This is a genomic window from Kutzneria sp. 744 (assembly GCF_000568255.1).
GTDB lineage: Bacteria > Actinomycetota > Actinomycetes > Mycobacteriales > Pseudonocardiaceae > Kutzneria.
In genome coordinates, this window is sequence record NZ_KK037166.1 from 10422927 (window position 1) to 10445726 (window position 22800).

At 69.8% G+C, this 22800-nt stretch carries 23 protein-coding genes; 9 read left to right on the forward strand and 14 right to left on the reverse strand.

Going from position 1 to position 22800, the window contains the following annotated elements; all coding sequences use genetic code 11:
- Positions 1-3: 3 nt before the first annotated feature.
- The 4 genes from KUTG_RS47325 to KUTG_RS47340 all read right to left on the reverse strand — a co-directional run bounded on the left by KUTG_RS47325 (position 4) and on the right by KUTG_RS47340 (position 2421).
- Positions 4-240: a hypothetical protein gene (locus KUTG_RS47325; protein ID WP_043726469.1), complete on the reverse strand. Its 237-nt coding sequence runs from the start codon at positions 238-240 to the stop codon at positions 4-6.
- Positions 241-298: 58 nt separating this feature from the next.
- A complete protein-coding gene (locus KUTG_RS62575) occupies positions 299-1417 on the reverse strand; it encodes a sensor histidine kinase (protein WP_198047593.1) in 1119 nt (372 codons plus the stop codon).
- 17 nt (positions 1418-1434) lie between these two features.
- Positions 1435-2097, reverse strand: coding sequence for a response regulator transcription factor (locus KUTG_RS47335; protein WP_043726472.1), 663 nt, complete (start codon positions 2095-2097; stop codon positions 1435-1437).
- Positions 2098-2190: 93 nt separating this feature from the next.
- On the reverse strand, positions 2191-2421 hold the full coding sequence (locus KUTG_RS47340; RefSeq protein WP_043726474.1) for a hypothetical protein: 231 nt from the start codon (positions 2419-2421) through the stop codon (positions 2191-2193).
- A 662-nt stretch (positions 2422-3083) separates the two neighbouring features.
- Between KUTG_RS47340 and KUTG_RS47345 the strand changes: the two genes are divergently transcribed.
- A complete protein-coding gene (locus KUTG_RS47345; RefSeq protein WP_052396277.1) occupies positions 3084-4439 on the forward strand; it encodes a glycoside hydrolase family 30 beta sandwich domain-containing protein in 1356 nt (451 codons plus the stop codon).
- 110 nt (positions 4440-4549) lie between these two features.
- On the forward strand, positions 4550-5815 hold the full coding sequence (locus KUTG_RS47350) for an SGNH/GDSL hydrolase family protein (protein WP_043726476.1): 1266 nt from the start codon (positions 4550-4552) through the stop codon (positions 5813-5815).
- A 110-nt stretch (positions 5816-5925) separates the two neighbouring features.
- Here KUTG_RS47350 and KUTG_RS47355 read toward each other — a convergent pair whose 3' ends face one another.
- On the reverse strand, positions 5926-6366 hold the full coding sequence (locus KUTG_RS47355; RefSeq protein WP_043726477.1) for a hypothetical protein: 441 nt from the start codon (positions 6364-6366) through the stop codon (positions 5926-5928).
- A gap of 235 nt (positions 6367-6601) precedes the next feature.
- On the opposite strand from KUTG_RS47355, the gene KUTG_RS47360 reads away from it, so the two are divergent.
- The 4 genes from KUTG_RS47360 to KUTG_RS47375 all read left to right on the forward strand — a co-directional run bounded on the left by KUTG_RS47360 (position 6602) and on the right by KUTG_RS47375 (position 10672).
- Entirely contained in the window at positions 6602-9352 is a 2751-nt protein-coding gene (locus tag KUTG_RS47360; RefSeq protein ID WP_043726479.1) for an AfsR/SARP family transcriptional regulator, read from the forward strand.
- Positions 9353-9598: 246 nt separating this feature from the next.
- Positions 9599-9739, forward strand: a complete 141-nt coding sequence (locus tag KUTG_RS59875; protein ID WP_157495296.1) for a hypothetical protein — start codon at positions 9599-9601, stop codon at positions 9737-9739.
- Positions 9740-9802: 63 nt separating this feature from the next.
- The gene (locus KUTG_RS47370) at positions 9803-10282 is read left to right on the forward strand and encodes a hypothetical protein (RefSeq protein WP_043726482.1); all 480 of its coding nucleotides are present in this window, start codon (positions 9803-9805) and stop codon (positions 10280-10282) included.
- 15 nt (positions 10283-10297) lie between these two features.
- Positions 10298-10672 carry a hypothetical protein gene (locus KUTG_RS47375; protein WP_043726484.1) on the forward strand — a complete coding sequence of 125 codons (375 nt, stop codon included), beginning with the start codon at positions 10298-10300 and terminating at the stop codon, positions 10670-10672.
- A gap of 266 nt (positions 10673-10938) precedes the next feature.
- Here KUTG_RS47375 and KUTG_RS47380 read toward each other — a convergent pair whose 3' ends face one another.
- The 4 genes from KUTG_RS47380 to KUTG_RS47395 all read right to left on the reverse strand — a co-directional run bounded on the left by KUTG_RS47380 (position 10939) and on the right by KUTG_RS47395 (position 14610).
- Positions 10939-11433, reverse strand: a complete 495-nt coding sequence (locus KUTG_RS47380) for a GNAT family N-acetyltransferase (RefSeq protein WP_043726486.1) — start codon at positions 11431-11433, stop codon at positions 10939-10941.
- A gap of 225 nt (positions 11434-11658) precedes the next feature.
- Positions 11659-12837: an alpha/beta hydrolase family protein gene (locus tag KUTG_RS47385; protein ID WP_198047594.1), complete on the reverse strand. Its 1179-nt coding sequence runs from the start codon at positions 12835-12837 to the stop codon at positions 11659-11661.
- Positions 12838-12910: 73 nt separating this feature from the next.
- Positions 12911-13693 (reverse strand): ABC transporter permease subunit, encoded by a 783-nt coding sequence (locus KUTG_RS47390; RefSeq protein WP_043726489.1) that lies wholly within the window; start codon positions 13691-13693, stop codon positions 12911-12913.
- Positions 13690-14610, reverse strand: coding sequence for an ATP-binding cassette domain-containing protein (locus tag KUTG_RS47395; protein ID WP_043733259.1), 921 nt, complete (start codon positions 14608-14610; stop codon positions 13690-13692). The genes KUTG_RS47390 and KUTG_RS47395 overlap by 4 nt, the downstream gene beginning before the upstream one ends.
- Positions 14611-14756: 146 nt before the next feature.
- Here KUTG_RS47395 and KUTG_RS47400 point away from each other — a divergent pair, with 146 nt between their 5' ends.
- Both KUTG_RS47400 and KUTG_RS47405 read left to right on the forward strand, forming a co-directional pair.
- The gene (locus KUTG_RS47400; RefSeq protein ID WP_043726491.1) at positions 14757-15902 is read left to right on the forward strand and encodes a sensor histidine kinase; all 1146 of its coding nucleotides are present in this window, start codon (positions 14757-14759) and stop codon (positions 15900-15902) included.
- Positions 15899-16549 carry a response regulator gene (locus KUTG_RS47405; RefSeq protein ID WP_043726493.1) on the forward strand — a complete coding sequence of 217 codons (651 nt, stop codon included), beginning with the start codon at positions 15899-15901 and terminating at the stop codon, positions 16547-16549. Before KUTG_RS47400 ends, KUTG_RS47405 begins: the two co-directional genes overlap by 4 nt.
- Before the next feature lie 196 nt (positions 16550-16745).
- Here KUTG_RS47405 and KUTG_RS47410 read toward each other — a convergent pair whose 3' ends face one another.
- Together KUTG_RS47410 and KUTG_RS47415 are read right to left on the reverse strand one after the other, a co-directional pair.
- The gene (locus KUTG_RS47410; protein WP_043726494.1) at positions 16746-17357 is read right to left on the reverse strand and encodes an NADPH-dependent F420 reductase; all 612 of its coding nucleotides are present in this window, start codon (positions 17355-17357) and stop codon (positions 16746-16748) included.
- A 47-nt stretch (positions 17358-17404) separates the two neighbouring features.
- On the reverse strand, positions 17405-18139 hold the full coding sequence (locus KUTG_RS47415) for an SDR family NAD(P)-dependent oxidoreductase (RefSeq protein WP_043726496.1): 735 nt from the start codon (positions 18137-18139) through the stop codon (positions 17405-17407).
- A 131-nt stretch (positions 18140-18270) separates the two neighbouring features.
- On the opposite strand from KUTG_RS47415, the gene KUTG_RS47420 reads away from it, so the two are divergent.
- Positions 18271-18897, forward strand: coding sequence for a TetR/AcrR family transcriptional regulator (locus KUTG_RS47420; RefSeq protein ID WP_043726497.1), 627 nt, complete (start codon positions 18271-18273; stop codon positions 18895-18897).
- 190 nt (positions 18898-19087) lie between these two features.
- Here KUTG_RS47420 and KUTG_RS47425 read toward each other — a convergent pair whose 3' ends face one another.
- The 3 genes from KUTG_RS47425 to KUTG_RS47435 all read right to left on the reverse strand — a co-directional run bounded on the left by KUTG_RS47425 (position 19088) and on the right by KUTG_RS47435 (position 22669).
- Positions 19088-20428, reverse strand: a complete 1341-nt coding sequence (locus KUTG_RS47425) for a hypothetical protein (protein WP_198047595.1) — start codon at positions 20426-20428, stop codon at positions 19088-19090.
- A gap of 404 nt (positions 20429-20832) precedes the next feature.
- Positions 20833-21570: a rhomboid family intramembrane serine protease gene (locus KUTG_RS54915; protein WP_198047596.1), complete on the reverse strand. Its 738-nt coding sequence runs from the start codon at positions 21568-21570 to the stop codon at positions 20833-20835.
- Positions 21571-21682: 112 nt separating this feature from the next.
- Positions 21683-22669 (reverse strand): hypothetical protein, encoded by a 987-nt coding sequence (locus KUTG_RS47435; protein WP_157495299.1) that lies wholly within the window; start codon positions 22667-22669, stop codon positions 21683-21685.
- Between the last annotated feature and the right edge of the window lie 131 nt (positions 22670-22800).

Sequence of the window (22800 nt, forward strand, 5' to 3'; positions counted from 1 at the left end):
CCGTCAGCGGGAGATCGGGGCCAGCGGGGCGACCGGCGCGACGCACAGCGGGCCACCGGTGGCCGCGTCGTTCGTGTCGGCCGAGGTGTCGCCGTTCGGCCCGACCGCCTTGCTCAGCGACGGCGCCAGGCCACAGTCGTCGGCTCCGCCGGTCGTCGCGTAGACGACGCCGGCTCCGGCCAACAGACCGGCCAGTGCCACGCCTCCCGCGATCATCGCCTTCACCCGGTTCTGCACCATCTCAAGCTCCTTTCGAGAGTGCCCGCCGGGACGGTGCGTCGTCCCGGCCAGGACCCATTCAGGCAGAGCCGAGGTTTCGTCGGCATTGGGCGTCGTCGAGTGCTGGGAGGCGGACGGCGACGGTCAGGCCGCCGCCGGGATTGGGCTCGACCGTCACGGCGCCGCGATGCGCCTCGGCGACCGCGCGGATGATCGCCATGCCGAGCCCGTGGCCGCCGCGCGTGCGCGGCGTGGCGCGGACGAACGGCTCGAACAGCTCATGGAGCCGGTCGGCCGGCACTTCCGGGCCCGTGTTGGACACCGTCAGCACCGGTCCGGCCTCGTCGGAGCCGAGGCGAAGCCGGACGTGACCACCGGGCCGGTTGTGCCGCACGGCGTTGCGCAGCAGGTTGACGACGAGGCGGTCGAGCAGCCCCGGATCGCCGTCCACAACTGCCGGCGCGGACACCACCTCGATCGCCAGCTCCCTTTCCGTCGCTTCTGATCGCGTCTGCGCAAGGGCCATCTCGACCACCGTGGCGAGATCCGTGCGCGTGGCCCGTACGACGCCGTGTTCGGCGCGCGCCAGCTCCAGCAGGGTGTCGACCAGCTGCTCGCTCTGCCGGTTGACGGTGAGCAACTGCTCGATCAGGACCGGCACGTCGCACTTCGCGGGGGTGGCCGCGGCCACTTCGAGAATGGCCCGGCCGGTGGTCAGCGGGGTCAGCAACTCGTGCGAGGCGTTGGCGGCGAAACGCCGCTGCGACTGGAAGGTCCGCTCCAGACGGGCCAGCATGCCGTCGAAAGTGTCCGCGAGCTCCTTGATCTCGTCGCGCGGACCCGCGAGTGCGACCCGGGCGTGCAGGTTGCGCGATGCGGTGTCACGGGCGATCGCGGTGATCCGCTTGATCGGCGCCAGCATGCGGCCCGCCACGACCCAGCCGAGGACCGAGGCCACGGCCAGGCCGGCGACCAGGGCGATCCCCGCCGCCAGGGCGAGACCGGGCAGCGCGCCCTGATCGGCAACCGCCTGGTGGGCCGCCGAGCTCGGTGTGCCGCTGGGCGACGTGGTGGCGGCCGGGGGCTGGGCCGGCGCCGACAGGGTGGACGTCAGCAGGTACACGCCCACCGACAGCACGGTCGCGGCGACGGCGAACGTGATGCCGTAGACCAGGGCGAGGTGGGCGCGAATGGTCAAGGCCGGTCGGCGGGAGGTCACCGGTCGGCCAGCCGGTAGCCGACGCCCGCCTCGGTGTGGATCACGGCCGGCTCGCCCAGCTTGCGACGCAGCCAGTGGATCGTGATCCGCACGGCCTTGGTGAACGGGTCCGCGTGCTCGTCCCAGGCCTTTTCCAGCAGGTGTTCCGCGCTGACCGCGCCGCCCTGCGCGGCGAGCAGCAGTTCGAGCACGGCGAACTCCTTGCGCGTCAACCGGATCTCCCGCCCGTCCCGAGTGACTGCGCGGAGGTGGGGATCGAGACGCACGCCGGCCGCTTCGAGCACGGCCGGCCGGCCGTTGGGGCCACGCCGGCCCAGCGCGCGGACCCGGGCGATCAACTCCGGGAACCGGAAGGGCTTGGCCAGGTAGTCGTCGGCCCCCAGCCCGAAGCCGGCGACCGTGTCGTCCAGGCTCCGGGCCGCGGTCAACATGAGGATCCGGCACGGCGCCCCGGCTCGGGTCAGTCGTCGGCACACCTCGTCGCCGTGCACGCCGGGCAGGTCGCGGTCGAGGACCACCACGTCGTAGTCGTGGACGGCGAGCCGCTCCAGCGCGTCCGCGCCGGTGCCGGCGACATCCACGGCCATGGCTTCCGCGCGCAGGCCCGCGGCCACGGTCTGGGCCAGCAATGGCTCGTCCTCGACGACAAGTATCCGCATGCGAGGGTCCTCCCGGTCGTCCCGACACCGACAGCACATGGTCACCGGAATGATGTTTCGTCGGCGTTGGGGACGGCACGGAGGTGGTCTTCGTCATTCGGTTCGCATGCCGGTGTCCGGTACATGGCGCGAGAACAGGCTGTACAGCCACCACAGCGACGGGATCAGGATCACCGCGCCGACGGCCAGCACGATCAGCACGGGTGTCAGGACGCTGTCGGTCGCCGCCGAGGCGCCGACGGTGACATCGGGCTCCAGCATGGTCGGGTACTGTGCGGCGCCCCAACCCCACGGGATGGCCACGACGGCCGCCGCGGCGACCACGCGGGCGGATGCCGTAACGATGCCACCGCAGCAGCGGGAACTCGGCGATGCCGGCCACGGCGGAGAACACCACCAGCGGCAGCGCGCGGCCGGTGAGACCGGGCGGGTAACCGATGCGGCGCTGGCTACTCGGCCGGTGCCGTGCGGCCCGACTGGACGTCGCACGGCCAGACCGACGGGTCGGATTCACGTCTGGGCACACGGCCACGACCGTCCCACACGCGTCTCATTGGGACGCGGCGTTCTTCCGGCTGTTTCCCGCTTCCCGGGCCTCGTCGCCACGTCGAGGATCCTCAGTTCGCGATCTCTATCTTTCCACCACATCCGGACCGGGATGAAAGAGATTCCCTGCGCTCTGCGTTACGAAAGCACGGCCAATGACCCCTGCCGTCCGAGCTTCTGAAACTTTCACCCGTGCGTCGCCGTCCGCGGGTGCTCATGACCTGCGGGAGCATCCTGACGGCACGGCCGGCGCTTGAGATCGTCACTACCGCTTGCCAGGCTGGCCGGGATCGACATTACTGCCGCCGCACGTCCGTCCCGCCCCATCAGCTACGTCTACCAGGGCGCGAGCCCGTCCGCGATCGTTCGGAGAGACTCGTCGACGACAGGCTCGGAGGGCTTGTATGTCTCGAACCAGACGCATCCGAGTGATTGCCGTCATGGCCGCCACGCTCGTCTGTCTCGGGACGAGTCAACTGACCGCCAGTGCCGCGACGACGGTGGTGATCAACCCCGGCACGACGTTCCAGCGCATCGACGGATTCGGTGTCTCCGAGGCGTTCGGTCAGGCCAATGCCATCCGCAACGCGGCCGGCGCGACCCGTCAACAGGCGTTGAACATGTTGTTCGGCACGGCCGACGGCGCCGGGTTCAGCATCCTGCGCAGCCTCATCCCCTCGGGCAGCGACTCCATCGAGCCGAAGTCGCCGGGCAGCCCGTCGGCCACGCCCACCTACGTCTGGAACGGCAACGACGATGCCACCGACCAAGGACAACTGTGGTTGGCCCGACAGGCCAAGGGCTACGGGGTGACCACCTTCTACAACGATGCGTGGAGCGCTCCCGGGTTCATGAAAACCAACGGCAGCGACTCGAACGGCGGCTCGTTGTGCGGCACCTCGGGTGCGTCGTGCTCATCCGGTGACTGGCGGAAGGCCTACGCCAACTATCTGGTGCAGCACGCGAAGTACTGGGCGTCGGCCGGTCTCACCCCGTCGGCACTGGGTTTCGTGAACGAGCCCTCCCTGAAGACCAGCTACGCCAGCATGCTCGTGAGCGCGTCGCAGGCCGCCAGCTTCATGCCGACCTTCTCCGCCGCCTTGACGGCATCGGGCCTTTCGACCAAGGCCGCGTGCTGCGACACCCTCGGCTTCGACCTGCTGCCCGGCTACATCAGCGCCGTGGGCAACGCCAACGCCGGACTGTGGACCAGCCACGGCTACTCCAGTGCCCCGGCCGCCACCGTCAGCTCCGGCGGCCACAGCGTCTGGGAGTCCGAGTGGGGGGTGAACGGAAGCACCTGGAACACCTCGTGGGACGACGGCAGCACCAGCGCGGGCTTCACCTGGGCGCAGCGCATCCAGACCGGCATGACCCGAGCCAACCTCAACGCTTTCCTGTACTGGTGGGGAATCAGCTCGACCGGCCACGACAGCGCCCTGATCGGCCTGTCCGGCTCGACCCTGAAGGCGTCCAAGCGGTACTACGCGCTGTCCAACTTCAGCCGGTTCATCCGCCCTGGGGCAACCCGGATCGGCGCCACCAGTGGCGACAGCAACCTGACCGTCTCGGCGTACCGCAACAGCGACGGATCCACCGTGATCGTCGTGCTGAACACCGGATCCAGCAACGTGTCCGCCGCCTACACCGTGAGCGGCAGGTCGGGCGGCGCCGCCACCCCGTTCCTGACCAACGCCACCAACAGCACCGCTGCCCAGGCCGCCGTCGGGCTCAGTGCCGGCGCGTTCACCGCGACCGTTCCCGCCCGGTCCCTCGTCACCTATCTGATCCCCTGAGCGTCGAAGGACGGCGGCGGACGGCGTCGTTGCGGCACCACCTGACCTGCGCGCAGCGCAGCCGACCGCACTTCCCGCCACCCGTGAAACCTCGCCCCATCGGAGGAGCCATGAAGCTCGCTCGCAGTCGGTTCTGGCTCGCGGCGATAACCGTCCTCGCGGTCGGCACGACCGGTGGCGTCGCCACCGCCTCGCCGAACGATTCCGGGGGTGACCACTGGGTGGCGACCTGGACGTCGATGCCGCAGCTGACCGAGACGTCCAACATGCCGCCTGCCCCGTACACGCAGGGCGACCAGGTCATGGTGGACACCACACTGCGCCAGACCATTCACGTGTCGGTCGGTGGCTCCCGGTTCCGGCTGCACCTGAACAACGTCTTCGGGGGCGCGCCACTGCCGATCACCGCCGCTTCCGTGGCGGCGCCGACCGGCGGCGCCGCCGGGGTGAGCGGGATCCGAGCCGGCACGGCCAAGACCGTCACCTTCGGCGGCCGACGATCGGTGACCGTCCCGGTCGGCAAGGAGACGAGCTCCGACCCGCTGGACGTCAGCGTGCCCAGCGGCGCCAACCTCACCGTGACGCTCTACCTCGCCCAGGGGCAGGCATCGAGCCACATCACGTCACACCCCGGCTCCCGCACCACCTCCTACCTGGCCAAGGGCAACCACCTCACCGACACCGCCCTGACCGACACGGCCCCGGTCGATCACTGGTACTTCCTCAGCGGCCTGGACGTGTGGGCGCCGCCGCACACCGGTGCGGCGGTGCTGCTCGGAGACTCGCTGACCGATGGCCGCGGCTCCACCACCAACGGCAACGACCGCTGGCCCGACGACCTGTTCGTCCGGCTCCACAAGCACGGCGCCACCGCGGACGTCGCCGTCGCGAACGAGGCCGCGGGCGGCAACGCGGTGCTCAGCGGTGGACTCGGCCCCACCGCGGTGTCCCGCTTCGACCGCGACGTCCTCGGCCAGAGCGGCGTCAAGTGGTTGATCGTCTTCGAAGGCGTCAACGACCTCGGCGTCAACGGCTCACCCGAGACCGCTGCCGCCCTGACCGCGGCGTACCGGCAATTCATCACCAAAGCCCACGCGGCCGGCATCAAGGTGTACGGCGCGACGATCACACCGTTCGGCGGCAACAGCTACGACGACGCGGCCGGCGCCCACGAGGCCGCCCGCCAGGCGGTCAACTCGTGGATCCGCACCAGCAACCAGTTCGACGCGGTGGCCGACTTCGACCAGGTCGTCCGAGACCCGGCCGACCCCCACCGCATCCGGCCGACCTACGACACCGGTGACCACCTGCACCTCGACCCGGCCGGGTACCTGGCCCTCGCCAACGTCCTGCCGTACACCCTGTTCACCCATTGAGCCATCACAACGGTTCGGCGGGCGCTGGCCTCCTCCTGGCCAGTGGTGCGGTGAGATCGATGTAGGCCAACAGTTCAGCTCGACGGGAGTGCCTGCCCGGTGATCCCCGGTCAGCGGCGGCCGGTGGCCAGGATGACGAGGAACTGGCCGCCGCCCGCCTCGATGGCGGCGGTCACGGGCAGCCCTGGCACCAGCCGGGAGAACCTGTCCACCAGCCAATCCGCAGCCTCCTGGGCGTCGCGTTTGGTCGGGCAACGGGCCACCATCTCGCGGCCCCCTTTGCGCTCAAGCCTCCCGGCGACGGTGATCAGCGGCGCAGGCTCGACCACGTGCAGGCGGTCCGACCAGGCGATGACCACCTTGACCGCGCCCTTGCGGGTGTTGCACCCGCGGTGCGCGAGCCGCTCGGCGACCTTGGCCTTCCGGTCGGCGGTCCGGCTGTCGACGCTGGGCCCCCGCGGATCGTTCACGGACATGTCGGGGTCGACCGGTTCGTCGCATACCCAGCACCGCCAGCCGTCGCGCTCGGCCACATCATCGAGGAGACTCACCCGGGCAAACTAGCCTGCCCGACCGCCGCCTCGCGCACCGCACTCAAGTCGAGCGCCGCCAGGCGGGGACACCGCCATCCACTAGTTGGTCGACGCGGACGTCAATCGTGGCGATTCCCCCGTGTGGAGGGTGTCCACGTGCCTATCGTGTGCTTGTGGTGAGCGCCGGCTGGGGACCGGCGTCGGGGGAGTTGGGTATGCGCAACGAGGGGGACCGTTGGGCGCCACCGATCGAGTGGAGTTTCGACTGCTGGGGCCGGTGGAGAGCTGGCGCGGCGCGGAGCGGCTGGCGGTGTCCAGTCGGCACCAGCGTTCCGTGCTGGCGGCGCTGGCGCTGAGCCCGGGGCGCGCAGTGTCGGTCAGCGCGCTGGTCGACGCGGTGTGGGAAGAGAATCCGCCGGCGTCGGCGCGCAGACAGGTGATCAAGCTGGTGTCTCAGCTCCGGGCCACTCTGGGCGACGCGATCACCACCAGATCGGGCGACTACGTCCTGAATGCCGAGCCGAGCCAGGTTGACGTCGGTGTTTTCGACGAGGCGGTGGCCGAGGCCCGGCAGCTCGCGGTCACCGATCCGGCGGGTGCGGCTGATGTCGTGCGGAAGGCGCTGAGACTGTGGCGAGGCCCGGCGCTGAGCGGAGTCACGCCGGGTCTCGCGGTGCAGGCCACGCGGTTGGAGGAGAGCCGTCTCACGGCGCTGGCAGACGCCATCGACTGGGAGTTGGCCACCGGCGGCCACGCGGCTGTGGTGGCCGAGCTGACGGTGCTGGTCGCCGAGCATCCGTTGCGGGAACGGCTGGTTGGTCAGCTGATGGCGGCCCTGCACCGGTCGGGGCGCACGACCGAGGCGTTGGAGGTCTATCGTCGCATCCACGAGCGGCTGGCCGAGGATCTCGCGCTGACGCCCGGCGCGGAACTGCAACAGCTGCACGTGACGATCCTGCGCGACGACGCCGTCCCTGCCGCACCGGCACCTCCGTCACGCACGGTGCCGCGGCAACTGCCCTGCGCGGTGGCGGGTTTCACCGGTCGGGCGTCGCAGCTCAAGGAGCTCACGGCGTTGCTGGACCGGGACGAGACCGTCGTGATCTCGGCGATCAACGGCACCGCTGGTGTCGGGAAGACGGCGTTGGCCGTGCACTGGGCACACCAGATCGCCGACCGCTTTCCCGACGGGCAGCTCTACGTCAACCTGCGCGGCTACGACCCCAGCGGCGAGCCGGTGCAGCCGGCGGAGGCGATCCGGGGTTTCCTTGACGCGCTTGGCGTGCCAGCGCCGCGGATTCCGACCGGCTTGGCCGAGCAGGCGGCGCTGTATCGGTCCCAGTTGGCCGACCGCCGGATCCTCGTGGTGCTGGACAACGCCCGCGACGCCAGTCAGGTCCGGCCGCTGCTGCCGGGCTCGGCCCACTGCCTGACCGTCGTCACGAGTCGGGACGCGCTCGGCGGCCTCATCGCCAGCGAGGGGGCACGCGCCGTTCCGGTGGACCTGATGAGCACCGCCGAAGCCCATGACCTGCTGGCCAGCCGGCTGGGCCAGGAGCGGCTGGACGCCGAACCGCAGGCGGTCAGCGACCTGATCGAGTTGTGCGTGCACCTGCCGCTGGCGCTCAGTGTGGCGGCCGCGCGAGCAACCCTCACGTCCATGCTGTCGCTGGCCGAGCTGGCGGGGCAGCTGCGCGATGTCCGGGATCGCTTGCACGCCTTGGACATCGGGGACACGGGGGTCGACGTCAGCGCGGTGTTCTCCTGGTCCTACCGGACGTTGAGCGCCGCGGCGGCCCGGATGTTCCGGCTGCTGGCCCTGCATCCGGGCCCGGTCATCTCGGTGTCGGCCGCCGCCAGCCTCACCGGCACCGACCGCGTCCAGACCCGGGTGGCCCTGGCCGAGCTGACCAGGGCGCAGTTGCTCACCGAACCCAACACCGGCCGGTTCGCCTATCACGACCTGCTGCGGGCGTATTCGGCCGGCAAGGCGTGCGAGGACGAGGACGAGCAGGCGCGCCAGGACGCCATGCACCGCATGCTCAACCACTACCTGCACACTGCGCACGCGGGCGTGTTGCTGCTCAACCCGCCCAACGACCGGCTGTTCCTCGGGCGACCCCGGACCGGGGTCGTCGTCGACGAACTCGCCGACGATGAGCAGGCGTGGCAGTGGTTCGCCACGGAGTGGCTGGTGTTCGCGGCTGCCGTCGAGCGCGCCGCTGATGCCGGCTTCGCCACCCACGCCTGGCAACTTGCCTGGTGTGTAAGCAGTTTCAGCATCCGTGCCGGGCACTGGGGACAGATGGTCGCCACTCAGTTGGTCGCGATCGCCGCGGCCGAACGCGCCGGTGAGCCGCAAGGGCAGGCGTGGTGCCTGCGCGAACTGGCGCGTGCGTACATCCGACTTGGCCGTCACGCGGACGCACGGGACAGCCTGCGCGGTGCGATCGCCCTGGACGAGCGGCGCGGAGACCTGGTCGGCCAAGCCCGCGGCTACAACAACCTCGGCATCGTGGCCTACGCGCAGGGCGACTACCCGGAAGCCCTGGAGCACGGCGAGGCCGCCTACGCGCTGTTCCACGCGGCCGGACACGTCGCCGGGCAAGCAGACGCGCTGAACGCGATCGGCTGGATGCAGACCCAGCTTGGCCGGCACCGGGAGGCACTGCGGTACTGCGACGAGGCTCTCGCCCTGCACCGGGTGGTCGGCAGCCGGCACGGCGAGGCGGACACCTGGGACAGTATCGGCTGCGCCCACCACAACCTCGGCGAGCACCGCCTGGCAGTCAGCAGCTACCACAACGCCCTTGTCCTGTATGAGAAGTTGGGCGCCCGGCATCCCCAGGCCGACACGCTCATCCGCCTCGGCGACACCCATCGGGCGGCGGGCGACCTCCGCGCCGCGCACGACGCCTGGCGGCAGGCCCTGCCCATCCTCGACGACCTGCACCACGCCGACGCCGACGTCCTGCGCGCCCGACTGGCCGAACCGGCGGCGTGAGGCCGAGGGAACCAGGCGGGTACCGGACGGGTACCGAGCCTGGACAAGCTGACTGGCGTCGGCCGGCCCGTGCGCGACAGGGAATTCGCAAAACCGCGCGGGCCATAACAAAGGGGGAGCGTCTTGACGTCGAAATCCCGCATTGTTCGCCTAGTCGCTGTGGGAACGTTCGCCGTGTGCGCGGCCGTTCTGTCCACTGGTCCCGCCAACGCCGTCGCGGGTCCTCCTGGCGGCGGCGGTGGCAGGATGCTCGGCCTTTACACCCAGCCGCAGTGCTATTACCTCGGCAACTCGGCCGTCAGCAACCACCAGTATTCCCAGTTCTCGTGCGCGTTCGACCACTACCAGTGGGACAACACCGAGATCGACCAGCTCTGGGTGGCCTGACCGGCGCGCCTTCTCGGGGAATCCGACTGGCGTCATCAGGAGGGGAATGTCTTGAGAACAGCCATGAAACGTGCGGCGCAAACGGCGCTTGCGCTGGCGTTGACGATCGCTCCGCTGGCTGTGGCCGGGCAGGCGCAGGCGGCCGCGCGGCCGATGGCCTCGTGCGGCAGCGAGGTGGCCAACACGCCCATCTACTTCAGCGGTTACTCGCAGCAGGTCGCCTCGCTCAAGCTGACCAGCGGCGGCTGTTCGTATCTCTGGATGTGGAGCTGGTTCACCGCGAGCCACTCCGGCTGGACCGTCGGCCTGACCACGTGTCCCTCCAGGCTTCGGCCGCCCGGCTACCCGGTCTACCCGATATCGGACGGCAATGGTGCGGTGGCGGAGGGCTGCGCCCGCCCGTACGTGTGGACGAACACCTCGCAGCAGGAGTTCTACGGGCCCGCCGCCGGTGTGCTGTCCACCTGTGAACACGCGACGCTCCAGATCTTCTACAACAGCGAGAAGCAGCGGGACGACGGGACCGACATCTGTTTCGCCTGAACCTCAGGAGGCAACGTGCACAAGAAGTTCGCCGCGCTCGCCGTGGCTGTCTCCATCGCGGGCCTTGGCGCGGTGTCGACGGCTTCGGCCTCGGCCTCGGTCTCGACGACGCCCAACACGGTTTCACCGAATTTCACCAGGGTCAGCTGCTACGGGCCGTACCTCAAATGGCCGGTGAAGATCGTGCACTACGGCTGGGACGACCAGTGCTTCCAGTTCCCGAACGGCGGCGGTGAGACGCTGTACTCGAACGACTACTACGACGAGGTCTGGGCCGGTGGCTACCGGATCACCGTCTACTACGCGGGGGACAAGCCGCACAGTCGCAACCCGGGCGAGATGGTCAAAGAGCCGGGCGGTCTGCTTCAGAAGATCGTGGTGATCGGCTAGGGCGTGGCTTGACAAGCTGTGGTCCAGGTGACCACCGCATCGAGGACGATCGCCGCCCGGTAGACCACGGCAGGTTTGTCGTACCGGGTGGCGATACCCCGTCACTGCCTGATCACCGCGAAGCCGCATTCGATCACGGTGCGGCCTCGATGGTCCACCGCGTCGAACGCCGGCGGCCGGCCACCCCGGGGGCCGGTCCACCGTTCTTCGCGCCGGAGACGATGACCACCGACGCGGCTTGTCGTCGATGATGGCCGGCTTGGGCTCTATGGCTGGAGGTCTCGCTGGTACCAGCTGCCTGACTTGCCGCCGAGATCGGCCGGGGCGGCCGGGCCGGCCGGGACGAACCCGGCTTTGGACAGCACCTTCTGGGACGCGGTGTTGCCGTGGGAGGTGGCCGCCCGCAGTGTGCGCAGCCCGTGCCGCGTTGCCGCGATCCGACACAGCTCCCGGACGGCCGCGGTCGCCACGCCGCGGCCCGCGACCTGCTGTGCGACCCGATAGCCGAGTTTGGCAGTGCCGTCCTCGAGGTCGTACAGGTTGAACCGGCCTAGAACCGAGCCGTCATCAGCGACGAGCACGTAGAAGGCACAGATGCCGGCCTCCTGCTCAGCCAACAAATCGTTGTGCCGGTCGGAGAACTGGTCGAAGAACTCGTCGCCGCGGTCGGAGACCGAAGCGGCGAAGTAGGCGCGGTTCACCAGCTCGAAGGCCAGGACCGCTGGGGCATGGCCTGCATGCAGCTGCTCAAGCTCCGGCACTGCCCAACTCTACCCAGACAGTGCGCTGAGGCCATCTGTGATTCCGCCAACGGTGGCCAGCCCCAAACCAGGGCACATAACGATCTACGGCATGCAGCTCGCGGTGAACCTGGCCAACGGCAACCTCGTCATCGCCGACAACGACCTGAGCGTCGCCGGCACCGGCCAGAACCTCGCCCTTGACCACGTCTGCAACAACCTGATCCCGGACTCGGCCGTCGCCGCTCAGGGAAGGAAGGTCACCTCCGGGTACCGAGGGGATGGACCGTCCAGCAGATGGCCCTGGTGCCGAAGAGTCAGATCGAAAAAGGCCAGCGGATAGGCCCGCTGCACTGCCTCGACGCGTTGCGGCCGGAGCGTGCCGATCTGTTTGTCGATCTCTGCCTGGGACCAGCCGAGCAGCGGCGCGATCTGCGGCACCAGCAGTTCCTCGTCCCCGTAGGAGACGTGTGCCGCGCCGGGAAGTCCGGTGTTGAGCCGCCAACCGCGCAGGTTCGACCAGAACGTCTGCTGGTCGGCGAGCAGCTTTCGGCTGGTTCGGTCGGCGTCCATCAACAGGAACGGCCGATCAAGGCCGCCGGTGACCACCGGACCGAACATCGGACCGTCCATGCTGAGGCCGGCCCTGATCCGCTGATCCTCGAACATGGTGTTGGCGGTGGCGCTGCCGCCGGCGGACTCGCCGAACATGCCGATGCGGCACAGATCCAGCGAACCACGTAGGCCGTCGGGCAGTCGGCGGTGTTCGGCGTCGGGGTTGCCTCCGGTGTCGAGCAGTCGCAGCTGGTCGAGCACGAACCGGGTGTCGGCGACCCGCGTCCGCGCCGGATCGGCCACCATACCGTCGGGCAACCCCGGCACCACGTGGCCGTCGGGGAACTCCACCGCCTCCGCGTCGTAGGTGTGGTCGATGGTGACCACCAGATAACCCCGACTCGCCAGCTCTTCCACCACCACCGTGTTCGCCGACCGGACGGAGCCGTGGCCGGGCGAGTACACCACGATCGGCAGCCGGCCCTCGTGCCGGTCGACCGGAGCGCCCTCGTGGCCGTGGGTCAGCGGAACCCGGACCTGGCCAGGGGTGAGCCCGTTGTCGGCGAGAAACCGGGTGGCCGCCCCCGCCGGCAGCCAGGGCGCCACCGGATACCCGCCGATACGGCTGGTCGGATACCACAGGCTGATCATCAGTCCCCGCAGCGCGTTCTGGGCGCCCGTCGGGTCATGCCGAGACGGGTCAACGAGATGCAGAGACACCGTGCCGACCGAACGGGGTCCGGTGGGTGGCGGCAGGGTGAGCTGGAGTGGACCCGCCACCGGGGTGGCGTTGGCCGTGTGGATGGATCCCGCCACGCACAACGCGGCGACGCCCAGTGCCGCGAGGCGTCCCATGCGGCTTGCTTTCACACGCTCTCCTCGGGTTGTGATTGTTGCTGTCATTGACCTTGCGGTCGCAGCCACTGGAGTGCCGAGCCTGGGCTCACACGTCGCGGCGAGTCAGCCGCCAGGCCGCCGCCGTGACGCTGACGGTGAGGTAGGTCAGGCAGACGACCAGGGCGAATCCTGCGGTCGGCCAGTCAGGGTCGTGAAACGTTGTCCAGGTCAGGCCTTCTCCTGCCGCGGCCAGAGCCCAGTGGATCAGGGCCTTGGAGCCGTCGGGGGAGACCGCCTTGAGCACCATGATGGACAGGAACAGCAGCCCGGTGGTGAGTGCGGTCGCGCCCGCGGTGTGCCGAAGCAGGGTGCCGATCGCGGCACCGAGGATCGTGACCGTGCCCAGGTAGAAACCCTGGCCCAGCACCGCGCGCAGGACGTTCGGGTCGCCGAGTGCGACGTCCAAGTGCTTGCCCGCCAACACGAACTGCCCGGCGAAGAAGGCGGCAAACGCCAGTGCCTGCCCGGCCACCAGTGCCACGGTGCCCAGGACGAGCAGCTTCGCCGCGAGCACCCGGCCGCGCCGAGGCGCCGCGGCGAACGTCGCGCGGATCGTGCCCGTGCTGTATTCCGTGGTGACGGCCAGGACGCCGAGCAGCCCGAAAGCCAGCTGTGCCACCTGGAATCCGGTGAACGTCGTGAACACGGGATCGAACTCGGCACGGGCGCGCGCCCCCCAGCCGTCCCACGCGCCGATTGTCGAGCGGGCCTGCAATACCGCGATCGCGATGGTCGCGACCGTCGCGACGGCGAGGATCAACGGTGTCGACCGGACCGAGCGCAGTTTCGTCCACTCGGCGGCGACCAGGCCGGTCGGGAACAGGGTCATCGGGCGTCCTCCCGGCGCGGCTCGGCGCGGTACTGGAGTTCGGGATCGGTGATGCGGCGGAAGACTTTCTCGAGCGACGGTGCACGCGGAGTCAGTTCGACAAGCGCGATGCCGTGCGTGGCGGCCACCGTGGCGATCTCGCCCGGGCCGAGACCTGTCACTGCCAAGCCCTGGCCGGATTCCGGCGCCACCGTGGCCCCGCGGACGGTGAGCAGCGCGGCGAGCGGTGTGTCACCGGCAGTGCGGACCAGCACGTCGCCCCCGCTCGATCGGACCAACTCCGCCATGCCGGAGTCCGACAGCAGCCGGCCACGGGCGAGGATCAACACGTGATCGACGGTCAGTTGCAGTTCGCTCATCAGGTGGCTGGAGATCAGCACCGTGCGGCCCTCGGCGGCCATCGACCGGATCAGCCCGCGGACCCAGTGCACGCCGTCGGGGTCGAGGCCGTTGAGCGGCTCGTCGAAGATCAGGATCTCCGGGTCGCCGAGCAGGGCCGCGGCGATACCGAGCCGCTGCTTCATCCCGAGCGAGAACCCGCGGACGCACCGATGTCCCGCCTCGGCTAGGCCGGTCATGCGCAGCACCTCGGCGACGCGGCTTCGCGGGATGTCGTTGGTCTGCGCGAGCCAGCGCAGGTGATCGCGGGCGCGGCGGCCGCCGTGGACGGCGTTCGCGTCGAGCAGCGCGCCGACGTGCCGCAGCGGCCGGTGCAGCCCGCGGTAAGGCCGCCCGTCGATTCGCACCCGGCCGTGTGTCGGCGAGTCCAGGCCGAGGATCAGCCGGATGGTGGTGGATTTGCCCGCACCGTTGGGTCCGAGGAACCCGGTCACCCGCCCGGGCAAGATACGGAAGGTCAGCTGGTCCACCGCGCGGCGGCGGCCGTAGGTCTTGGTCAGCTCGTCGGCATCGATCATCGGCACTCCCTTTCTGGTCGCTCCACCATGCTGGGACGGCGGCGACCGCGTCATCGCCGCACGGGCAGGCGCCCTGGGGCGTACGCCCGTGGGCATACGCCCTGAGAGTGATGCGTGCGCGTGTGAGGTCCGGCTACGGTCGGGCGATGGTGATGGACGTGCGCCCGCCGCCGCTGCGGCGGCTGCGGCCGGGACACTGGTTCGCGCTGGACTGCGTCGCGGCCGTCGCGGTCGCGGTGGTGTGGGGCGGCCCGCTGCTCGGCGGGCACAGCGAGGCGGCGCCGGCGTCACGGTGGGTCGGTCTGCTCGGCGCCACTGTCCTTGCCGTGCCGCTCATACTGCGCCGACGGTGGCCGTGGGTGGCGTTCGGGCTGAGTATCCCGCTGTTCGACATGTCGCTGGCGACGTCGGTGGTGCCGGTGGTGCCGTTCGCGTCCGTGCCGATGGCGGTGGTCGCGTATTCGGTGGCGGCGCGTGGTTCCCGCCGCGCGTACGGGGGGCTCGCGGTGATCCTGGTCGTGGTTGCCGTAGCCGCGGCCGTCTGGAACGGACAGTGGGTGACGGTGCTGCTTCCGGGGGCCGTCGTGGTGATCGGGTGGGGTGTGGGGTTGTTGCGGGCGCAGTATCATGCGTACGCGGAAGCCCTTGCGGCGCAACGGGAACGCGAAGCCGAGGCGCTGGTCGCCGACGAGCGCCTGCGCATCGCGCGGGAACTGCACGACGTCGTCGCGCACAGCATGAGCGTGATCACCGTCCAGGCTGACATGGGCCGGCTGGTGTTCGACCGCAAGCCGGCCGTTGCGGCAGCCGCGCTCGGCGTCATCGAGACCACCGGTCGCGATGCGCTGGCCGAGCTGCGCCGGATGCTGGGTGTGTTGCGGGACACCGAATCGCGTGGCGTGCTCGGACCGGCGCCGGGCCTGGCCCGGCTGGACGGCCTTGTCGCGCGCACGGCGGCCGCCGGAGTCAACGTTGACGTCGTGGTGCGGGGCACGCCACGGCCGCTGCCCGCGGGGGTCGACGTCTCGGCTTACCGGATCGTGCAGGAGGCCCTGACGAACGTGGTCAAGCATGCCGGGACTCCGACGTGCCGCGTCACCGTCGTCTACGGGCAGGACGCTGTGCTGCTGACGGTCACTGACGACGGCCGCGGCGGGCCGCCCAGGCCTGGCGGGCATGGGCTGGTCGGGATGCGCGAGCGGGCCGCGCTCTGCGGCGGCGAGCTGCGCGCCGGCCCGACGCCCAGCGGGTTCGAGGTCGCCGCGCGGCTGCCGGACGGGGCCCGCCGGTGATCCGGGTGCTCATCGCCGACGACCAGGCCCTCGTTCGGGCCGGGTTCCGCGAGATCGTCGGCTCGGCCGACGATCTCGACGTCGTCGGGGAGGCCGCGAACGGCGCGGAGGCGGTCCGGTTGGCCGCGGCCCATCGGCCCGACGTCGTCGTGATGGACATCCGGATGCCAGAACTTGACGGCATCGAGGCGACCCGGCGGATCACCGCGGAGCTGACCGGGGTGCGGGTGCTCGTGCTGACCACGTTCGATCTGGACGAGTACGTGTTCGCGGCCCTGCGCGCCGGTGCGAGCGGCTTTCTGCTCAAGGACACCCCGTCGGCCGAACTGCTGACGGCGTTCCGGGTGGTCGCGGCCGGGGACGCGCTGCTCGCTCCCGGCGTGACGCGCCGGCTCATCGCGGAGTTCGCGGCCCGGCCGCTCCGGCCGTCCCCGCGTGCCGACCTGCCCGCCGCGATCACCGCACGGGAACGGGAAGTCCTCGCCCTGGTTGCGGCCGGACTGTCCAACGCCGAGATCGGGCTACAGCTGCACATCACCGCAGGGACCGCGAAAACCCACGTCGGACGGCTCATGCTCAAACTGGCCGCGCGCGACCGCGTGCACCTGGTGATCCTCGCCTACCAGGCCGGGCTCGCCGCGATGTGAACGAGGAATGGACGCGAATTCCCGTGGTTTGCCGGTTACCAGGGTTCTGGGCTAGCGATCTTCGGGCGCGTTCTTCCCGTCTGCGTCCAGTTTCCGACGGCCCGCCTTCACCCACCTGGGCCGCAGCCTCAATTCGGCAGTAGCGGACATCAGCGGGGCCACCTGCGGCATGACAGGACGTTCGCCTTGACGTTGCTCAGGCGACGTCGAGGGCGAAGTCCCAGTTCCCCACGCCGTGGCGGGCCAGGCCCATCGTGATCACGCCCGCGCCTTCCAGCCAGTACGCCATCTTCAGGTCGCCGACGTCCAGCGGGCGCAATCCGAGGCTCTTGACGAACGTCTCCACGCGCGCCTTGGCGTGCGCGTCGTCGCCGGCGATGAAGACGGCGGGGCGGCCCTTCTCCAGGACATGCCGGAAGATCGTGTTGAACGCCTTCACGACGCTGGCGCCGGCCGGTGCCGCCTTGGCGGCTTCCTGCGCGATCGAGGTGCCCTCGCCGTGGACCAGCCCGTCGGCCGCGGAATTGAACGGGTTGCTGATGTCGACGATGACCTTGCCCGCGAGGGCGTCTCCGTAGTGGGCGACGGCCGGAACGACGCCGGCGGACAACAGGGCCACGATGACGATGTCCCCGGCCGGGACGGCGCCCCACTCTCCCGTGGTGGCGCTGCCGCCGAGCGCCTTGGCCAGGTCGGCGGCCTTGGCCTGGTCTCGGCCCATGACCTCGACGGTGTTGCCGCCCGCGACCGCCAGCGCGCCGATGGTGCGGGCCATGTTCCCGGTGCCGATGATGCTGATGCTGCCCATGAGTCGTCCCGTCCTGACTGAGGGTCGAAAAGGTTGTTTCCTGAGGCTCAGATCGCCGCAGTGCCGCCGTCGACGGTCAGCTCCATCCCGTTCACATAGCTGGAGTCGTCCGAGGCGAGGAACAACGCGACCGTCGCGATCTCTTCGGGGCGGCCCATCTCTCCCCGCGGGATCAGGGACTCGAACTGCCGTTTCGTCGCCTCGTCGAACAACTCCTCCTGCTTCGGCGTGGCGACCTGGCCGGGGGTCAGCACGTTCACCCGGATCCGCCTGTCCTTCAGCTCGGCCAGCCACACCCGGGCGTAGGCCTGCTGCACGGCCTTGCTCGCCGAATACACACTCCACTCGGGATAGCCCTTGAGTGAAGCGTTCGACCCGGTCATGAAGATCGAGCCGCCGTCGTTGAACAGCGGCAACGCCTTCTGCACCGTGAACAGCGTGCCGCGCGCGTTGAGCCCGAAGGTGGCATCGAAGTGCTCCTCGGTGATCTCGCCGAGCTTGCGCTGCTCGCCCGTGCCGGCGCTGGCCCACAACACGTCGATCGAGCCCTTCTCCTGCCGGACCGTGTCGAACAAGCGGTCCAAGTCGTCCAGATCGGCCGCGTCGCCCGGCACGCCGGTCACGTTCCGGCCGATCTTCTTGACGGCGTCGTCCAGCGCTTCCTGCCGCCGGCCCGAGATGAAAACATGCGCTCCTTCGTCGACGAACAGCTTGGCGCCGGCCAGTGCCAAGCCACTTGTCCCACCCGTGATCACTGCCACCTTGCCGTCGAGCTTTCCCACTGTCACTCCATTGCCTTGGGGGCGTTCGAAAACGGCTATGTAAACCGATCTGTGTGCATAACGTATCAGGCGACCAGTTCACGCGCAAGCTATGTACACCGGTCGTTATCCACCTCGGCTACACTGGAGGCATGACGGAGCTGGAGAAGGGCCCCCAGGGCCAGCGGCGCGGCAGGGGCGCTCGCGAGCGCATCCTCAGCGCGTCACAACAGCTGTTCCGCGAGCAAGGCATCAACCAGACCGGTATGGACCAGCTCTGCGCGGTCGCCGGGGTGTCGAAGCGCACGGCCTACCAGCACTTCAGCGGCAAGGACGAACTCGTCGCCGAGTACCTGCGCCGGTTCGATCCCGACGTCATGTCCGGTGTGTTCGACCGCACCGACCTCACGCCCCGAGAACGGCTTCTCGCTGTCTTCGAGGCGCCTACGAACGCGACGCAGGACGACGTCACGCCCCTGTGCCCCTTCATCGGAGCGGCCGTCGAAATCCAGGACCCCGACCACCCCGCACGCCAACGCGCTCACGACTACAAGAAAGCCGTTGCCGCACGGCTGGCCGAGACCGCCCGCGAAGCCGGCGCCACCAACCCCGAACAGCTCGGCGAACAACTGGCGCTGCTGCTCGATGGTGCCTCGGCCCGTAACCGGGCCCTCAATGCCGAAACCTTTCCCACCGCTGCCGCCATCGCTGCCGTCCTCATCGACAGTGCCATCCCCGCGACAGCGCCTCGCTCGGTCGCCTCGCGGTCGAGCACATGAGAGAACCCGCTCGTCGGCTGCTTGTTGAATGGCCTACCAGCCTGGGGAATCCAGGGACTGAGGGCGATCTTCGTGTTGGTCCTTTGCTGACGCGGATGCCGCCGGACCATCGAGCTCGGTCCGGCGGCATCCGCGCCACCGCCATGGCGGCGGCCCACTTCGTCGCGGGCCAGTGCGGTTGCGGCGCTTGTCAGCCCTGGAAGTAGGCGCCTGAGAAGTCGACTGCCGATCCCGGGGCCGGCTGGATCAGGTCCTCCTGCGGTTCGGTGGTCAGGTACCCGATCACCGGGCAGTCGATCAACGCCTTGACGCTGCCGTAGGGCGCACCGCCGGGTGCGGTGAGGAGATCGGGGTGTTCGGCGGCGAGCTTGAGGATCTGGAACTCGTCGGTCTGCCGGGTGTTCAGTTTCTGCTGGACCGCCTTCTGCGTCCACTCACCGAACTGCGCCTCCCACAGCGGGCTGTAGGCGTCACGACGGTTGTTCTGCTTGAGCGTGGGGAAGTCACCCTGGATGTTGAGCGCGTCACCACCGTGGCTCAGCGCCTGCAGCAGCGCCTTGTCGCCCAGCGAGGCGTCTTCGCCGGCGTGGCCGTCCAGGATGAGGTGCGACAAACCCTGGGCCTGCGGGTTGTTCGCGCCGGTCTGCCCGTTGACGAAGGGGAAGATGCGCTCACGGGCACTGCCGAGGAAGTCGTCGCCGCCGGGGAAGGCGACATTGTTGAGCGCCGGGACGTATGTCGCGCGCTCCAGCACCGCCGTCGTCGCGTCACTGGCGTCGGTGGAGATGTAGATGATCGACTTGCCGGAGTCGAACCCCCGGATGAACAACAGGTCGACGGACGCGCCGTGGAACTGTGCCGGGCCGGTGTCCTTGGCGGCCGGATGCACCGCGAGCACGCGGTCGGCGGTGTTGGTGTGGTGGTCGACGTCGAACGGGCCGTCGCCGACGGCGACGATCGGTGCGTTGTAGACGATCGGGGAGCCCGCGACGCGGATGAAGGGGCTGTAGCCGGGGCCGCCGACGGCGCCGGGTGTGGCCTGGCTGGGCGGGAACCCGGTCGGCCCTGCCGTCAGCACCCGGCTCGGGCTGAAGTCGGGGACGCCGGCGAAGTGGATGGTGGCCTCGTTGAAGATGGCGTTGGCCCCGCCGGTGAGGGTGACGTCCTGGACGCAGCTCGGGCAGCCGACCGAGGCGTTGGCGAGTTTCGGCGCGTAGTTCAGCCCGAGGTCGTCAGCGGCGCCCTGGTCCGAGGCCTCGGTCAGCACGTACCAGACCGTCCGGCCTTTGTAGTCCCCCTTGTGCAGCGGCAACCGGACGTACTCGTTCTGGAGGTCGACCTTGATCGCGCTCGGCAGGATGGTCTTGCTGACCGGCAGGGTTCCTGTCGTGGCCCCGGTGCCGGCGTCGGACGGGTGGTCGCCGCCGGTTGCCGAAGCAGCGGCCTGGGGTACGACAGAGGCGAGGACCGATGCCACCGCCAACCCCACGGCGGATAACATGATCGCGCGGCGCCGATCGCGAATTCTCACGAAACACTCCTTGCCGTTACGGGAAAAGCACGACGCGCGAGCCGAACATGGCGCTGTGGCAGGGGAATCGCGGAGTGTTCGAGCTCGACGGCGGTGACGCTACGCCCCACCGGGCCGATTGCTCCTTACAGAAGACTTATCGGCTCATTACGTCGACCGACCCCAAGCGGGACAAGCCAATCCGTACCGCGGGCAGCCTGCCGGCATGGACGCCAACCGTGGGGTCAGCGGGGTACGCCGGTCGAGAAGTCGCCCGGGTGACAGGGTTCTCCCGATCGCGCGCCGGCGGGAGGTCGTGACAACTCAGGCAGAGTTACGCCGCCTTCTCACCAGTTCTTCAAGTGGATGCACTCGGATGAAGAGATTGACGAGTCACCGTCGAAAGCCCCTGCGGGGGAGCCGAATCAGCGGTCCGTGACAGGAACGAAGCCTGCCGCGGCGTTGGACCTTGGGGCAGAGCCCACACCGCAGCATGTGATGACCAGCGCCATCGCCATCCCGGACAGCAAGGAAACGCCGTGCAGGTCAGCGGCGACCGTCAGTGCGACAGCGCAGGCAACCGATCCGGCCAACGCGAGTCCCCGAGCGCGAACAACGCACAACACCACGACAGCGGCAAAGGCAGCGGCCACTGCGGCGGCCCGGATCCCACCGAAGCCCCAGCCCGTCAACGCGGCGATGTAGCACACGACAGCCCCCACCGCCCACCGGCTCGCGTCCCGCCGGTCTGCCAGCAACCAGACCACCGCCCCGCCCGCGAGCCCGCAGATCGCGATCGAATCGCCACCGCCGGGTTCCCCCCAGGCATACGCGGCGATCTGGCCGCCGATCGTTCCGGCGGCGAACAGCACCGCCCATCGCCAGCGGCCGAACAGTCGCTCGGCGACCACGCCGACAACCACCAGAGTGACCAGGTTCGTCACCACCTGGTACCAGCCCAGGGTCTGCACGAGCAGCGGTGTCACCAACCGCCACCACTGACCGGCCTCCAGCGCGCCCGGTTCACGCTCCAACGCCGGCACCACTAAAGGCGCCGCATACTGCACAACCGCCGCGACCGCGGCAACGCCGACCGCCGTGGCCGCGATGATCGGCTTCCGCTCCGCTGTCTCCACATTCTCAGGACGGATGATCCACCGCACCGGTTGCATTGGACGGCACTTCGGTCGGGTCGGCGTGGAAAGCGTTGCGGGCGGGGGACATCTCAGTCATTGATGTGTCAATCGGCCAGGGTGGGCTCAGCGGGGACCGGGGTCAACCCAGGAAGTAGCTTGGTGGCTGCTGGCGCAGGGTGGTCGCCGCCCTCGCCAGGTCGCTTTCCGGGATTGCCGCTGACGCCGTGCTGATCTGGATGACCCGGTCGCCTCTGCGGGCGAGGTAGAGCGACGCCCACCCGTTGGGCGGTTTGGAGACTCGCCAGACGTCGGGGGCGGCCGTGACGCACGGCGCGGCGGCCTTGCTGTCGCTGCCCAGGTTGGGGATCACGCAGTCGGCCGGGGGGTTGAACCCCGCGGGCGCGGACGTCTGGACCACCGCGATGTTCAGCGAGGCGTCGGCCGCCGACAGCGTGGAGGGCCCGTCCGCCTGCTGGCGCGCCGACGTGGGCCGCAGCCAGAAGGCGAAGGAGGACCCGGAGTCTTCGACGTGGTACTCGATGATCGTGTAGCCGGGCAGGTCCGGGGCGAACAGTGGATGCGGGAAGGCCGCCAGCTGGGCGCCTCTGCCGGCGGCCTCGTTTGCGTCGCGGGCGGCCCGCTGGATCGGATCCACCACCATCGCCGTGGGGATCAGCGCAACCACCATCACCGCCACGATGACCCGCCACCGCGGCCGGGCGCCCGGCCCGCCGACGAACGCGGCTGCCGCATAGCCGCCGGCCGCCACCACGGCCACCGCGATCACCGTGGCCGGCTCTTGCCACTGGCCAAGGCCTGAGGCGTAGGGGGCGAGCATGGTCAGGCCCCGCGTCAGCGCCACCAGCGCCACCGGGGCCAGCAGGGCTGTCAGCCCGGGCCGCCTCACTCGTACGATCAGCAGCAGCGGCCAGGACAGCGCCAAGGCTGCGAGCACAGCGGCCGCCAACTCGCCCAGCGCCCCCAGTTCCTTGTCGGCGATGGTGAGGGCGAACGCGGTCACCGCCAGGCCGAGCACACCGCCGACAGCCGCAGCCCGAGCGCATTGCCCCGCCAGCCCACGCGCGGGAAGGCCCTGTTCGGCCGACGCGGCCGGTCGTTTGTGCACAGCGGGAATCCTCGCGCCTGCTCCCCGGCCCGGCATCCGGGCAACTACTCAATTCCCAGCCACGCCCCAGCAAGTCCGCACGGCCAGCCAGCACCGCCGACACAGGCTGAACGGGCGCCGGACCCGCCGGT